Genomic DNA, 14,067 nt, shown 5'->3' on the forward strand with positions numbered 1-14,067 from the left:
TTTCCATGGACTACAAGGGCGTGAAGCGGATCCACCTCATCGGCGTGGCCGGCACCGGCATGGGCAGCTTCGCCGGGATGCTGAAGGCGGCGGGGTACGAGGTGACGGGCTCGGACGAGAACGTCTACCCGCCCATGTCGACGCAGCTCGAGCGGTGGGGCATCGAGGTCATGACGCCCTACGCGCCCGGGAACCTCGACCGCGCCCGGCCGGACCTGGTGGTGGTGGGGAACGTGGTGCGCGCGGTGAACCCGGAGGCGACCGCCATGCGCGAGCGCGGGCTCGCCCACGTCTCCTTCCCGCAGGCGCTGGGCGATCTCTTCATCGCGCCGCGGCACGGGGTGGTGGTGGTCGGCACGCACGGCAAGACCACCACCACCGCCATGATGGGCGCCCTCCTCCACCACGCCGGGCGCGATCCTTCTTTCCTGGTGGGCGGGGTGACCCGCGACTTCGAGTCGAACTTCCGGCTGGGGGCGGGGCCGCACTTCGCGGTCGAGGGGGACGAGTACGACACGGCCTACTTCGACAAGGGCCCCAAGTTCCTGCACTACCACCCGCGCACCGCCATCTTCACGAGCTGCGAGCTCGACCACGCCGACATCTACCGCGACGAGGCGCACTACGAGAGCGCCTTCGAGCGGTTCGCCGAGCTCCTGCCGGCGGACGGCTTCCTGGCGGCCTGCGCCGCCTACGAGAGCGTGCTGCGCATCGCGAAGCGGGCCCGCTGCGAGGTGGAGACCTACGCCGTAGGCCGGCCCGCCGACTGGGAGGCGCGCGCGCTCGAGCTCCGCCCCGACGGCGCGCACTTCGACCTCGTCCGCGGTGGCCGCACCCTGCTCCGCGCGCGGCTGGCGGTGGGGGGCGCGCACAACGTCGAGAACGCGCTCGGCGTCGCGGCCGCGGCGACCCGGCTGGGCCTCTCGCCCGAGGAGATCGCGGCCGGGTTCGCGGACTTCCGCGGCGTGAAGCGGCGGCAGGAGGTGCGCGGGGTGGCGGGCGGCGTGACGGTGGTGGACGACTTCGCCCACCACCCCACCGCGGTCGCGAAGACGCTGCAGGCGATCCGCGGCACCTTCCCGGAGGGCCGCATCCTCGCCTGCTTCGAGCCGCGCTCGAACACGAGCCGCCGCAACCTCCACCAGCACGAGTACGTGACCGCCTGGCCCTGCGCGGCCGAGGTGTTCATCCTGCGGCCGGCGCCGACCGATCGCGTGCCGGAGGCGGAGCGGCTCGACGTGGACCGGCTGGCGCGCGAGATCTCCGCCGCGGGGCCGCCCGCGCACGCCTGCGCCAGCGTCGAGGAGGTCGTGGCGGGGGTGGTGCGGAGCGCCCGGCCGGGCGACGTGGTGGTCGCCATGTCGAACGGCGCGTTCGGCGGGATCTGGGACAAGCTGCTCGCGGCGCTCGGGCGCTGAAGGCCGCCGGAAGAACGCCCGTGCGATGGGCGGAGCGGTTCCGAGCGCGGCGGCGGGGTGGCCCTCCGGCGTCGCTCCGGACGACCTGGCGGCTGGATCGGGCGGCTGGTTCGGAAACGCTTCGGGCTGAGCAACGCATCGTGCCGCGCCGACAGGGCGCACGAGGTCCGCGCGTCGGCGCGGCACCGGCGTTGCTGGCGGCAGTATGGCGGGCCGTCGTCTCACGCAGGTCGGCCTGCGCTCCTTAGGAGGGCCACCCCGCCGCCTGCTGACGGGCGTGGCTGGCAGCGGGTCGCGGTCGGTCGCGGTCGAGGTCGAGGTCGCGGTCGAGGTCGCGGTCGAGGTCGCGGTCGAGGTCGCGGTCGAGGTCGCGGTCGAGGTCGCAAAAGAAGAGGCCCCGGCGCGGACGCCGGGGCCTCGGGAACTTCAGCGAGCGCTCGGCGCTAGCCGTTCGTGTGGCACGCCATGCACATCGCGTTCTTCCGGATGTCCCCGTGGTTGTGCTTCGACAGGAAGCTCGACGGGTGGATGTTCACGTTGGCGATGCCGGGGACGCGGTGGCAGTTGACGCAGATGGCCGCGGGGCCCTGGTCGTGGCAGGCGGCGCAGGCCACGATGTTCTGGCGAGCGGCGGTGCCGTGGAACTCTGCCCCCTTGCTCGTGTCGTTGGCCCAGCCGAGCGGGTGCGGGTTGCGCGCGGTGCGGCCGCCCACGTTGCTGCGCGGGGAGACGCCCTGCTCCTTGTGGCAGCTGTCGCAGAAGAAGGAGCCGTGGCACTTGCGGCAGCTGGCCGGGTCGGCCGAGGCCTCGATCTGGTGCCGGGAGACGTAGTCACCGCGGTGGATGAAGTCGGCCTCGACGCGCTCGGGGAAGCGGATCTCCGGGCGGAAGGGGACGGTCGCGGTGGCGTGGCAGGTCGCGCAGTAGGTCTGGTCGTGGCACTGGGCGCAGGTCTCGGCGCCGTTCTTGGCGACGTTGCGGTGCTCGCGGATCCAGTTGCCCTGGTGCGACATGGCCGCCAGCGCCTCGATCGGCTTCAGCGGATAGCGGCGCAGGCTCACGTGGCACGGCGAGCACTTCGCCTGGGCCACGTCCTGCTGGTGCTGGTGGCAGGCGGTGCAGGTCGCCATGGCCGGCGTGATGTCGCGGACCGTCCCGGCCTCGGGCAGCACCTTGTGGCAGGTCGCGCAGGCCTGGTTGATCTCCTTGGTCTTGATCCGCTTCAGGTGGTCGTCGTGGTTGAAGCTGATCTGGTACTCGCGCACCGGGCGCTGGCTCGCGGCGGCGGCGGCGGCCGCGGCCTTGCGGGTCGGCTCGTCGGTGGGCTTCGAGATCTCCGGGTGGCACTCCTCGCACTTCACCACCGAGGGCAGCTTCGCCTCACCGAGCTTCTGCGCCTTGGGGATGCCGGTGTGGCAGTCGACGCAGTCGAACCCGCCGTGCTTCTCGTGGGTGAAGAGGCTCGCGCGCGCCTCCTCGTGCGTGTCGGCCGAGACGGGGCGCGTGTTCTTGCACCCCGAGACGAGGCCGACGGCGAGGGCGGCCAGCATGAGCGTGCGGACGGTCTTCATCACCGCACCTCCCGCACCGCGTAGGTCTGGTCGTAGACGAGCTTGGCCATGACGTCGAACTGGCTCTCCATGTATGGCGTGGTGCCGACGGATCCGGCGACCGCCGCGCGCCAGCCCTGCCACAGCGGGTAGCCGAGGGTGGCGGTGGCGAGGAGCGACTTCTTCACGCCGTTGATCGCGCCGTCGTAGAAGTAACCGTTGAGGTCGAGAGTGCCGGTCACCTGGTAGAGCTGCTTGGCGCCGAAGAGCCGGACCTGCTTGTAGCCGTTGTCGAGCGAGGCGGCGTTCTTCAGGTAGCCGAGCTCGAGGCCGGCGGTGGTGGAGGCGCCGCCCGGGTGCGCGGTGCCCTTCACGCGCGCCCAGTGGCCGTGGCCCGCGTCCTCGATGAGGAAGTGGTAGTCGGCGTCGATCGCGACCAGCTTGAGGCCGGTGAAGTGGACCGCGCCGCCCACGTCGTTGCGCTTGTCGGCGGCGAAGACCGCCAGGATGGAGTTGCGCGCCAGGAACAGGTCGGGCTCGACGTGCCGGTAGTCGACCGTGACGTCGAGGTGCTGCACGGGGAAGACCTGCGCCGCGACGGCCGCCTCGCCGATCCGGTCCTCGAACAGGCTCCAGAAGCCGGAGCCGGTGAGGGCGACGAGGTGGTGCGGGGTGAGCTTGAAGTCCACGCCGACGTCCTGCCGGGCCCAGTCGCCGTGGTCGGTCGCCATCGCGACCGACGCGCCGACGTCGAGCAGCCCGGGGTAGCGCCAGGCGGCGCGGCCGCCGGTGGTGAACGTGGCGCCGAGGTTTCCGACCACCTCGGTGCCGCCGCGGGTGCTGAAGCGCGGCGCGACCGGGGACCCCGCGTACCCCGACAGCGTGAAGTTGGCGGGGAGCCTCACCTCGGCCGACCCGCCGTCGATCTGGACCATCCGGGCCGTGCCGTCGGCGATGAGCTGGCGGCCCAGGCGGAGCGTCAGCGCGCGGTCGAGGACGTCCGCGCGGATGAACCCGACGTTCACGTCGCCCGTGAAGCGGCTGTCGGTGAGCGCGCCGCCCTGCCAGAAGCGCTTGTCGGCGAGATCGATCGAGCCCCAGCTCGAGAGCGCCACCTCGAAGTCGGCGTAGCGCGTGTGGACGTCGCTCGCGGCGACGTCGATGAGCTCGTAGGCCGGGACCGCCGTGATGGTGCTGCCATCTCGGAAGTCCTGCCGGCCGAGCAGCATGGTCGTCGAGCTGGCCCGCACCGTGTCGGCGCTGGCAGCGCCGGCGACCGCGAGCGCGGCGGCGAACACTGTGAGTCGAAGCCGGTTCATCATCGGTGGTATCCTCGAGTGAATCGCGACGTGCCCTCGAGCGGTCGTCGTCCGGGCCGCCCAGGCCAGGGATTCAGCCCCCTGGATCGAAGCGAGCGCTCGCTCCGGCCAGGGCGGGTCGGACGATGGCATAGTGGGCTCCACCGTTTCCTGACCAAAATCAATTCACTGCGTGTTTCCTCACGAATTCTCGGGGCGTGACCCATGGGTTCGCGCTAACATGTGGTCGTGACGAATCGCTCCGCGGTCGCTGTGCGTACAGCCCTCCATGGGGGGTTCGCCCTCGTCCTGGCCGCCGCGATGGCCTGCGCGGGCCCACGCGCGGCGGAGCGGAGCTCGCGCGACGTGGGGCGCCCGCTCACCCTGGCCGCGCCGGGGCTGGACGGCCAGCCGGTCGACGTCGGCGCCGAGCGCGGGCGGGTGCGCATCGTCGACTTCTGGGCCACCTGGTGCGAGCCGTGCCGCGACGCGCTGCCGGCCCTCGACGCGCTCGCGCGCGACCTGGGGCCGCGCGGCCTCTCCGTCTACGGCGTGTCCATCGACGCCGACCGCGGCCAGATCGCGCGCTTCCTGGAGCAGCACCCGGTGGCCTTCCCGGTGCTGTGGGACAAGGACGCCGTGCTGGTCGGCCGCTTCGACGTGACCACCATGCCGGCGACGCTGATCGTCGACCGCGGCGGGGTGATCCGGCACGTGCACCAGGGCTGGGAGAAGGGCCGCGCCGCGCTCGAGCGGCGCGAGGTGGAGGCGCTCCTCGCGGAGCCCTGAGGCGCCGCGCCGCGGCCCTCTCCGGCGCTACGCGCTCCGCACCGTGAACCGCCTGCGCTCGCGCTCCCGCGCCACCGCCTCCGCGCGCCCGTCGTCCACGGGCCGCTTGGGCCAGTAGGCCATCTCGTCCGCCTCCCAGGCGTAGGGCTGCCCGTCGAGCAGGACGCGGCCCTGGGCGACCGCCTCGGAGGCGGCCGCCAGCTCGAGGTGCGACAGGTCGCGCACGAGCGCCTCGAACCGCCCCTGACGACCCGGGTCCACGAAGACGAAGTGGTGGCGGGCGGAGAAGGCGGTGTGGAAGTGCGCGGGGCGGAAGACCACCCCGGCGAGCTCGAGCCGCCGGGCGATGGCGGCGAGCAGCTCGCCCACCTCGCGCGCCAGCCCCAGCCCCGGCACGTCCTGCCCGGGGAGCCGCGGGTGGACCGCGCTGAAGTGCGCCCGCGGGTGGCGCAGGGACAGCCAGTGGACGTACAGCACCTCGGCGCCGAGCACCTTCTTCCGCTCGAGCACGAGCTCGATGAGGAGGTGCTCGCGCCCGTCCGCCTCGCCGTGGACGCGCAGCCGCTCCCCGGTGCCGTCGCTGTCGAGCGCCACCCGGAAGCTGCCGTAGCCGAGCCGCCGCAGGTGCTCGAGGAACCCGTAGCGGTGCAGCACCTGCTCCAGCCCGGCCGCGGTGTAATACCCGAGGAACAGCCGCTGGCCTCGCCGGCGCTCCAGCCCGAGCGCCTCTTCCAGGTCGGCCGTGCTGAAGTCCACCTCGCCCAGCTCCTGCAGCGAGAGCTGGCCGAAGATGCCGCTGAAGCGTCGGCTGAGCGGGTCGTAGGCGGGCGGGATGGGCGCCTCCGAGCGCGCCGCCAGCACCATCCCGGTCCCGGCCAGCACCCGCCAGGCGTCGCGGCTGTAGCCCCCCGCCGGCAGCCACACCGACGGCGCCGAGGCCAGCGCCCGCGCCACCGCGGCGTCGCGGCGGCGCGCGCCGCCGAGCGTGAGCGCGAGGCGGCCGAAGCGGTCGCCCGCGAGGACGTCGCCGCCGGCCAGCACGAAGGCGAGCGCCGGGCGCGGCATGCGCCCGAGCAGCGCGGAGAGCGCGGAGAGGTAGAGCGCGTCGGAGGCGCCCTCGCGCAGCACCGTCTCGTCCACCGAGGGCAAGGGCCCCCAGTCCGAGCCGGAGATGGAGCCGATCCAGGCGGAGGGGTCGTGCTGGAGGCAGCCGGCGAGGCCGTCCGGAGGGTGGGCGTCCAGGTCGAGGACCACCACCCGGCCCCCGAACCCCTCCGCCCGCAGCGCCGCGATCGCCACCGCCACGTCGTTCACCGGGCAGAAGCCGCCGGCCGAGCCCGGGCCGGCGTGGTGGAACCCGCCCTGGAGGTTGAGGGTGGGGCCGCGCCGGCGCAGCGCCTCCCGGGCCGCCTCGAGCGTCCCGCCGCAGGCGAGGCGGACCGTGGTGAGGAGCTCGTCGACGTGCACGTCCGAGGGGTCGACGGCGAAGATGCGGGCCAGGGTCTCGGGCCGGCCCAGCGACTCGAGCAGCTCCAGCGTGTGCACGCGGTCGAGGTCGTCCCAGGTGACGAGTCGCGGGGTGCGCAGGCACTCCGGCGCGAGCGCCTGGCTGTCCTGGAGCCACCAGCTCACGTAGTCGGCGCGGCGCGGCTCGAGCCCCACCGCCGCCCCCAGCCCGCTCAGGGGCAGGCGGTAGGCGGGCGAGTACCAGACCGGCAGGGCGCGGCGGGTGAGGCGGTTGCGGAGCCGGTGGAGGACGCGCGGGGGCAAAGGGGCGCCCGCGCCTCAGCGCACCGGCGGCGGCGGCGGGGCGGCGGAGGCCGGAGCGGCCGGCGCCGGAGGGCGCGGGCGGCGGCGCGCCAGGAGCCAGCCGGCCACCGTCTCGAGCGCGATCCAGGCGATCGCGATCCAGGCGGCGCGCATCACGAGGTTGAGGCTGGTCGAGCAGCGCGCGTACTGCTCGTCGAAGGTGTTCGCCACGCTCGTGAAGACGGGCATGGCCCGGACGGTGTAGCCCACGATGAAGACGAGGAACACCGTCCGCAGCACGGCCAGTGTCTTGTACATGGCGCACACTCTAGCAAGCGCCTATCTTGCGCGGGGAGACCGAATGTCGGAGGCGAAGGAGCTCGAGGGGGTCTGCGCGGAGGCGGCGCGGCGGGGTGGGGCGGTGCTGCGCGAGGCGTTCGGCCGCCGCCGGACCATCTCCTACAAGGGAGGCATCGACCTCGTCACCGACGCCGACCACGCCAGCGAGGCGGTGCTGCTGGAGTTCCTGGCCGCGCGCTGCCCGGGGGCGGCGGTGCTGGCCGAGGAGTCGGGCGCCTCGGGCCCGACCGGCGGGCGGCTGCGCTTCATCGTCGACCCGCTCGACGGCACCACCAACTACGCGCACGGGCTGCCGCACTTCGCGGTCAACGTGGGGGTGGAGGACGAGCGCGGGCTCCTCGCCGGCGCCACCTACGACCCCCTGCGCGATGAGCTGTTCCTGGCGGCGCGCGGCGAGGGCGCCCGGCTCGGCGGCGAGCCGATCGCCACCTCGGGGAGCGCCCAGCTCGACCGGGCGCTGCTCTGCACGGGCTTCCCCTACGACATCCACCAGCGCCCGGAGGTGCCGCTGCACCTGTTCGCCGCCTACCTCAAGCGGGCGCGCGCCATCCGGCGCATGGGGAGCGCCGCCCTCGACCTCGCCTACGTCGCCTGCGGCCGCTTCGACGGGTTCTGGGAGATGAAGCTCAAGCCCTGGGACCTCGCCCCCGGCATCCTCCTCGTGCGCGAGGCGGGCGGGGTGGTGACCGACTTCGGCGGCGGGGACGCGATGCTCGCCTCGGGCGAGATCTGCGCCGCCAACCGCCCTCTCCACCCCGAGCTCCTGGCGGTGCTCGCCGAGGCGCGCGCGGCGCCGGAGCAGCCCTGAGACGCCGCCGCCCCCGCTACCACGGCCAGCGCAGGCGCAGGACCGAGCGCGGGTCGACGTAGAGGTCGCCCACCCGCACCCCCCAGTGCAGGTGCGGGCCGCTCACCCGGCCGGTCGCTCCCACCTCGCCCAGCTTCTGGCCGCGCCGCACCCGCTGCCCCTCCGCCACGGCGGCGCGGGCGAGGTGGAAGTAGGTCGTGTAGAGGCCGGCGCCGTGCCAGAGGATGACCGTCTTGCCCGAGGCCCAGCAGTCGCGCACCAGCACGACGCGTCCGTCGTTGGCGGCGCCCACCGGGGCGCCCGCCGGTCCGGCGAGGTCGAGGCCGTAGTGCTGGGACGGCTTCACCCCGTTCAGGGTGCGCTGCTCCCCGTAGCCGGCGGTGACGCGCGCCCGCCTCGGCCAGGCGAACGCGCCGGCGAAGAGCGGCGGCTCCTCGGGCTGGGCGAAGGCGCGCGCGAAGGCGGCCCGGTCGGCGTCGATCCGGCGCTGCAGCTCGGGCGGCGGTGGCTCGACGAACTCCCGCTGCACGGCCAGGGCGCGGCTCGGGAACTCCGGCGCGGCGACGTCGAGCGCGGCGCGCAAGGGCAGCGCCTGGCGCTCCCCCCCGCGCTCCGCCTCCGCCCACACCGTGACCTCGAGCGGGCCCGCCGGCGTCTCGACGGGCAGCCCCGCCACCGCCACCTGGCCGTGCCGCCCGGGGAAGAAGGCCAGGTCGCGGCCGGCCACCGCGCCGGCCGGCGGGGCGGCGAGCTCGCCGCGGACGTGGACCAGGAACGCGTCGCCCGGCCGGGCCCGCGCCGGCAGGAGCTCCAGCGCGGGGGCGGGCTCCGCCGCGGCGGAGAGGGTGGCGAGGCCGGCGAGCGCGAGCGCGAGGATCATCGCGGCGCCATCTTATGCCGGCCGCGGCTCCGGTCATGATCCTGCGCCACGCCAGGCTCGCCTCGCAGCTCGCGCCGCCGCTCGCGGAGGCGCTCGCGCGCGTCCTCCCGCCCCGCGCGCGGGTCCTGGAGCTGGGCTGCGGGACGGGCGAGCTGGCGGTCGAGGTCAGCCGCCGGCTCCCGGGCGTCACCTGGCGCCCCTCCGACCCCGACGCGGCGAGCCGCGCCAGCGCCGCCGGCTGGGCGGCGCGCGCCGGCGCGGCCCGCGTGCTGCCCCCGCTCGCGCTCGACCTGTTCGCCCCGGCGTGGCGCCTCCAGCCGTGCGACGCGGTGGTGGCGGTGAACGTCCTCCACGCCGCCGGGGAGGGCGCCGCCGAGGCGCTCCTGGCGGGCGCGGCGGCCGCGCTGCCGCCGGGCGGGTGGCTGGTGGCGGTGGGCCTCTCGCGCGCGCCCCTCGACGCGCCGCTCGCGGGCCTGAGAGCCGGGGCCTACGGGCACGGCTTCGCGCTCCGGCACGACGCCCTGCTCGCCGCCGGGTGCCGGCTGCTCCTGCTGCAGCGCGAGTGAAGCGGCGGTCGCCGCATCGCTCGGGCTCGAGCTCGCCTTCGGCGGCCAACCCCGTTCGGGTATGATGCGCCGCGGGAGGTGGACTTGGGGCTCGCCAGCCTGCGGTTCCGACTGCTCGTGCTGGTGATGGTGGCGGTGCTGCCGAGCATCGGCCTCCTGCTGGCGGCTGCCCGCGAGGGCGAGCGCCGCGCCGAGGTGGCGCTGCGGGGCGACGCCGAGCGGCTCGCCCAGCTCGTGTCCGAGGACCAGAAGCGGTCGGTCGAGTCGGCGGAGGGGCTCCTGACCGGCGTCTCGCGGATGGCCGCGCTCGCCCACCCCATCGATCCGGTGCGCTGCCAGCGCACCCTGGCCGACATCCGGGCTCAGATCCCGGGCTTCAACAACCTGTCGCTGGTGGACGAGGGCGGGAACGTGATGTGCGCGGCCACGCCGTTCTCGAGCCCCATCAGCATCGCCCACCGGGCGCACTTCCGGAACGCGATCGGGAGCGGCGCCTTCGCGGCCGGCGAGTACCTCCTCGCCCAGATCAACTCCCGCCCGAGCTACTACTTCGCGGCGCCGGTGTTCGGGCCGGACCGGCGCCTGCAGGGCGTCGTCACCGCGGGCCTGGACCTGGGCGCGATGCAGCGGCGGCTGGAGGGGCACGCGCTCCCGGCCGAGGCGGTGGCGGTCGTCACCGACGCGACGGGGCGGGTGCTGGCGCGGCAGCCCGCGCCGGTGCGCGCCGGCGAGCGGTTCGAGAGCCCGCTGCTCGCCGCCATGCTGCGCGGGGCGAGCGGCCTCACCCGGCAGCGCGACGGCGACGGGGTGGAGCGGCTCTACGCGCACCGCCCGGTCCGCGGGCCGGGCGATCGCCCGGTCATGTTCGTCGCGGTGGGGCTCCCCACCGAGCTGGCGCGGGCGCAGGTCCGGGGGATCTTCCTCCACACCATGGCCGGCTTCGGCGGGGTGGCGCTGCTCGCGATCGCGGTGGCGCTGGCGATGGGGGAGCGGCTCCTGGCGGCCCCGCTCGACCGCATCATCGGGGCCGCGCGCCGGCTCTCGGGCGGCGACCTCTCGGCGCGCACCGGCCTCTCGCGGCGCCGGGGCGAGATCGGCGAGCTGGCCGCCACCTTCGACGAGATGGCGAGCTCGCTGGAGGCCGACGCCGCCGCGCGCCGCCGGCTGGAGGAGCAGTTCCGCCACGCGCAGAAGATGGAGGCGCTCGGTCAGCTCGCGGGCGGCGTCGCCCACGACTTCAACAACCTGCTCACCGCCATCCTCTCCTTCGGCCGCTTCGTCCGGGCCGACCTGGGCGAGGGCCACCCGAGCCGGCCGGACGTGGAGGAGATCCTGGCCTCGGCCGAGCGCGCGGCGACCCTCACCCGGCAGCTCCTCGCCTTCTCCCGCCGCCAGGTGCTCGAGCCGCGCGTGCTCGACCTCGGCGAGAGCGTGCGCGGGGTGGAGAAGATGCTGCGCCGGCTCATCGGCGAGGACGTGCAGCTCGAGACCCGCATCGCCCCGGGCACCGGCCCCGTGCTCGCCGACCCCGGGCACGTGGAGCAGGTCATCCTGAACCTCGCGCTCAACGCGCGCGACGCGATGCCCGGCGGCGGCCGGCTCATCCTCGAGGTGGCCGAGGTCCCGGCCGGTGCGCCGGAGCGGGGCGGGGACCCCGAGCTGCCGCCCGGGCCGCTCGTGCGGCTCACCCTGACCGACACCGGCGTGGGGATGGACGAGGCCACGCTCCCCCGCATCTTCGAGCCCTTCTTCACCACCAAGCCGGCGGGCAAGGGCACCGGCCTCGGGCTCTCGACCGTGTACGGCATCGTGGTCCAGAGCGGCGGCGCCATCCGGGTGAGGAGCGCGCCCGGGCAGGGCTCCACCTTCACCGTCTACCTGCCGCGGGCGCCGGAGCACGCCGCCGCGGCCGCCGCGCCCGCGGGCACGGCGCGGCGCGGCCGCGGCGGCACCGAGACGGTGCTGCTCGTCGAGGACGACGCCTCGGTGCGCGCCCTGGCGCGGCGGGCGCTCGCGCAGGCGGGCTACCAGGTGCTGGAGGCCTCGCGGCCCAGCGAGGCGCGCGCCCTCGTGCGCCGCGGCGCCGCGCCCCTCCACCTGCTCCTCACCGACGTCATCCTGCCGGAGACGAACGGCCCGGCGCTGGCGCGCGAGCTGCTCGAGCTGCGGCCCGGCCTGCGCGTGCTCTACACCTCCGGTTACACGGCCGGTCACCTGGCCGGGGACGACGTGACGGCCTCGGGGCACGCCTTCCTCCCGAAGCCGTTCACGCCGGAGCTGCTCGTCGAGCGCGTGCGCGAGGTGCTGGACGGGCCGCCGCCCGCGCAGCGCACGCAGCTGCACCCGCTCGCGGGCCCCATCAGCTGACCCGCGGCGCCGCCCGCGCGCCAGGAAGTCAAGTCTTGCCCGGCCGCGGCGCCGGTGGGAGAACGCGCCCCCGAGGGTTGTCCAAGATGCCCGTCCCGTCGCCGCGGCGCGCGATCCGCGTCGCATCACTTCGTTGCTCCTCCCTCACATGCCCTACGGGTATGCTCGGTCGTCGCGCCTCGCGCTGCTCGCGTCTCGCCCGCCTGGCTCGGTCCCGGGCATCCTGAACAACCCTGCCCGTGGTCGACCTCTCCACCCTCAACCCGCCGCAGCGCGAGGCCGTCACCACCACCGAGGGGCCGCTGCTCGTGCTGGCCGGCGCCGGCTCGGGCAAGACGCGCGTCATCGCGCACCGGGTGGCGTGGCTCCTCGTGCAGGGCGTGCAGCCGGAGCGCGTGCTCGCCGTCACCTTCACCAACAAGGCGGCGGAGGAGATGAAGGAGCGGGTGAGCGCGCTGGCCGGCCCGCCCGGCCGGGCGGTCTTCGTCTCCACCTTCCACAGCTTCGGGCTGTGGCTCCTGCAGGAGGAGCACCGGGCGGCGGGGCTGCCCCGCCGCTTCGGGATCTGCGACGCCGGCGACCAGGCGGCGCTGGTGAAGCGCTGCATGCGCGAGGTGAACGTGGACGACCGCGCCTTCGACGCGCGGCGCGTGCTCTTCCTCCTCTCCGCGGCCAAGAACGCGCTGCAGAAGGGCGTCAAGGTGCGCCCGGAGGGGCAGGGGGACGACTACGACCTCGTCGCCGCCGAGGTCTACCCCCGGTACCAGGCGGCGCTCCGGGCGCAGCGGGCGGTGGACTTCGACGACCTCATCGCCCTCCCGGTCGAGCTCCTGCGGGCCCACGCGGCGCTGCGGGCGAAGTACCAGGAGCGCTTCCGGTACCTCCTCGTCGACGAGTACCAGGACACGAACTGCTGCCAGCTCGAGCTCCTGAAGCTGCTCGCCGGGGAGCGGAAGAACGTCTGCGCGGTGGGGGACGACGACCAGGCGATCTACGGCTGGCGCGGCGCCGAGGTGAAGAACATCCTCCGCTTCGAGCGGCACTTCCCCGGGGCGAAGGAGGTCCGGCTCGAGCAGAACTACCGCTCGACCGGACGCATCCTGGCCTGCGCCAACGGGGTCATCGCCAAGAACCCGCAGCGCAAGGCGAAGCGGCTCTGGACGTCGGCGGGGGAGGGCGCCCCGGTCAAGGTGGCCGCCCTCGCGGGCGAGGAGGAGGAGGCGCGCCACGTGACCGACCGCATCGTGCGCGGGCGCGCCGAGGGCCGGCCCTGGGCGCACTTCGCGGTGCTGTACCGGCTCAACGCGCAGTCGCGGCCGATCGAGGAGGCGCTCCGGGAGGCCTCGGTCCCGTACCGCGTCGCCGGCGGCCCGGCCTTCTTCGACCGCGCCGAGGTGCGCGACCTGCTCGCCTACCTCAAGGTGTGCGTGGAGCGCGAGGACGACGTGTCGCTGGCGCGCATCGTGAACGTGCCGGCGCGCGGCCTGGGCGACGCGACGCTCGAGCGGGTCCACGCCCACGCGCTCGCGCACCGGCTCCCGCTCTTCGAGGCGCTGCGGCGCTCGGCCGAGGTGCCGGACCTGCCCCGGGGCGCCGCGGAGCGCATGCTCGCCTTCGTGGACCTGATCGACCGCTACGCCTTCGCCTTCGACCGGCAGCCCATCGGCGAGGTGGCGAGGCGGCTGGTGGCGGAGGTGGACCTGCACGCGCACGCCCGGGCGGGCGTGAAGTCGGCCGAGGCGGCGCAGCGCAAGGTGGAGGCGATCGAGAGCGTGCTCCGCTCGATCGAGGGCTGGGCCTCGCGCACCGGCAAGAAGCCCACCCTGCCCAACTACCTCGCCAAGCTGGCGCTCGACTCGCGCGAGGACGAGGACGAGGACGCGGAGGACGGGGTGGCGCTCATGAGCCTCCACGCCGCCAAGGGGCTGGAGTTCCCGGTGGTGTTCCTGATCGGGATGGAGGAGGACCTGCTCCCGTGCTCCGGGATCCAGGGCGAGGCGCGCGACCTCGAGGAGGAGCGGCGGCTCGCGTACGTCGGCATCACCCGCGCCCGCGAGGAGCTGCACCTCACGCGCGCCCAGGCCCGGACCAAACGGGGCAAGCTGGAGCCCCGGACGCCGAGCCGCTTCCTGCAAGATCTCCCCGAGGCCGCGTTCGTGCTATACGACCCGGCGAAGGACGTGCAGCCGCCGGAAGTGGTGGCCGCCCGGTCGGCCGAGGTCCTCGCGGCGCTCAAGGCGCGGTTTGCCCGCGGCTGACCGCGTGTCCCTTGACATTCCCCG

General features: G+C 74.8%; 11 protein-coding genes. 6 read left to right on the plus strand and 5 right to left on the minus strand.

The window, feature by feature from the left end; translation table 11 throughout:
* Positions 1-5 precede the first annotated feature (5 nt).
* Entirely contained in the window at positions 6-1,418 is a 1,413-nt protein-coding gene (mpl, locus tag HWY08_RS03075) for a UDP-N-acetylmuramate:L-alanyl-gamma-D-glutamyl-meso-diaminopimelate ligase (protein ID WP_176062864.1), read from the plus strand.
* Between the two features lie 443 nt (positions 1,419-1,861).
* Here the strand turns inward: mpl and HWY08_RS03080 are convergent, their stop codons facing one another.
* Positions 1,862-2,989, minus strand: coding sequence for a hypothetical protein (locus tag HWY08_RS03080; protein ID WP_176062866.1), 1,128 nt, complete (start codon positions 2,987-2,989; stop codon positions 1,862-1,864).
* A complete protein-coding gene (locus HWY08_RS03085; RefSeq protein ID WP_176062868.1) occupies positions 2,989-4,287 on the minus strand; it encodes a hypothetical protein in 1,299 nt (432 codons plus the stop codon). Before HWY08_RS03085 ends, HWY08_RS03080 begins: the two co-directional genes overlap by 1 nt.
* A 345-nt stretch (positions 4,288-4,632) precedes the next feature.
* On the opposite strand from HWY08_RS03085, the gene HWY08_RS03090 reads away from it, so the two are divergent.
* Entirely contained in the window at positions 4,633-5,055 is a 423-nt protein-coding gene (locus tag HWY08_RS03090) for a TlpA disulfide reductase family protein (protein ID WP_235969426.1), read from the plus strand.
* A 27-nt stretch (positions 5,056-5,082) separates the two neighbouring features.
* Here HWY08_RS03090 and HWY08_RS03095 read toward each other — a convergent pair whose 3' ends face one another.
* Together HWY08_RS03095 and HWY08_RS03100 are read right to left on the minus strand one after the other, a co-directional pair.
* The gene (locus HWY08_RS03095; protein WP_176062870.1) at positions 5,083-6,825 is read right to left on the minus strand and encodes an arginase family protein; all 1,743 of its coding nucleotides are present in this window, start codon (positions 6,823-6,825) and stop codon (positions 5,083-5,085) included.
* 15 nt (positions 6,826-6,840) lie between these two features.
* On the minus strand, positions 6,841-7,122 hold the full coding sequence (locus tag HWY08_RS03100) for a hypothetical protein (protein WP_176062872.1): 282 nt from the start codon (positions 7,120-7,122) through the stop codon (positions 6,841-6,843).
* 43 nt (positions 7,123-7,165) lie between these two features.
* Here HWY08_RS03100 and HWY08_RS03105 point away from each other — a divergent pair, with 43 nt between their 5' ends.
* Positions 7,166-7,972, plus strand: a complete 807-nt coding sequence (locus tag HWY08_RS03105) for an inositol monophosphatase family protein (protein WP_176062874.1) — start codon at positions 7,166-7,168, stop codon at positions 7,970-7,972.
* 16 nt (positions 7,973-7,988) lie between these two features.
* Here HWY08_RS03105 and HWY08_RS03110 read toward each other — a convergent pair whose 3' ends face one another.
* Complete coding sequence (locus tag HWY08_RS03110) at positions 7,989-8,852, minus strand: M23 family metallopeptidase (RefSeq protein ID WP_176062876.1); 864 nt, start codon at positions 8,850-8,852, stop codon at positions 7,989-7,991.
* A gap of 14 nt (positions 8,853-8,866) precedes the next feature.
* Between HWY08_RS03110 and HWY08_RS03115 the strand changes: the two genes are divergently transcribed.
* The 3 genes from HWY08_RS03115 to HWY08_RS03125 all read left to right on the plus strand — a co-directional run bounded on the left by HWY08_RS03115 (position 8,867) and on the right by HWY08_RS03125 (position 14,043).
* The gene (locus HWY08_RS03115; protein ID WP_176062878.1) at positions 8,867-9,418 is read left to right on the plus strand and encodes a DUF938 domain-containing protein; all 552 of its coding nucleotides are present in this window, start codon (positions 8,867-8,869) and stop codon (positions 9,416-9,418) included.
* An 84-nt stretch (positions 9,419-9,502) separates the two neighbouring features.
* The gene (locus HWY08_RS03120) at positions 9,503-11,785 is read left to right on the plus strand and encodes an ATP-binding protein (RefSeq protein ID WP_176062880.1); all 2,283 of its coding nucleotides are present in this window, start codon (positions 9,503-9,505) and stop codon (positions 11,783-11,785) included.
* A 239-nt stretch (positions 11,786-12,024) separates the two neighbouring features.
* The gene (locus HWY08_RS03125) at positions 12,025-14,043 is read left to right on the plus strand and encodes an ATP-dependent helicase (RefSeq protein ID WP_176062882.1); all 2,019 of its coding nucleotides are present in this window, start codon (positions 12,025-12,027) and stop codon (positions 14,041-14,043) included.
* Positions 14,044-14,067 lie beyond the last annotated feature (24 nt).

This window comes from Anaeromyxobacter diazotrophicus, assembly GCF_013340205.1.
Taxonomy (GTDB): domain Bacteria; phylum Myxococcota; class Myxococcia; order Myxococcales; family Anaeromyxobacteraceae; genus Anaeromyxobacter_A; species Anaeromyxobacter_A diazotrophicus.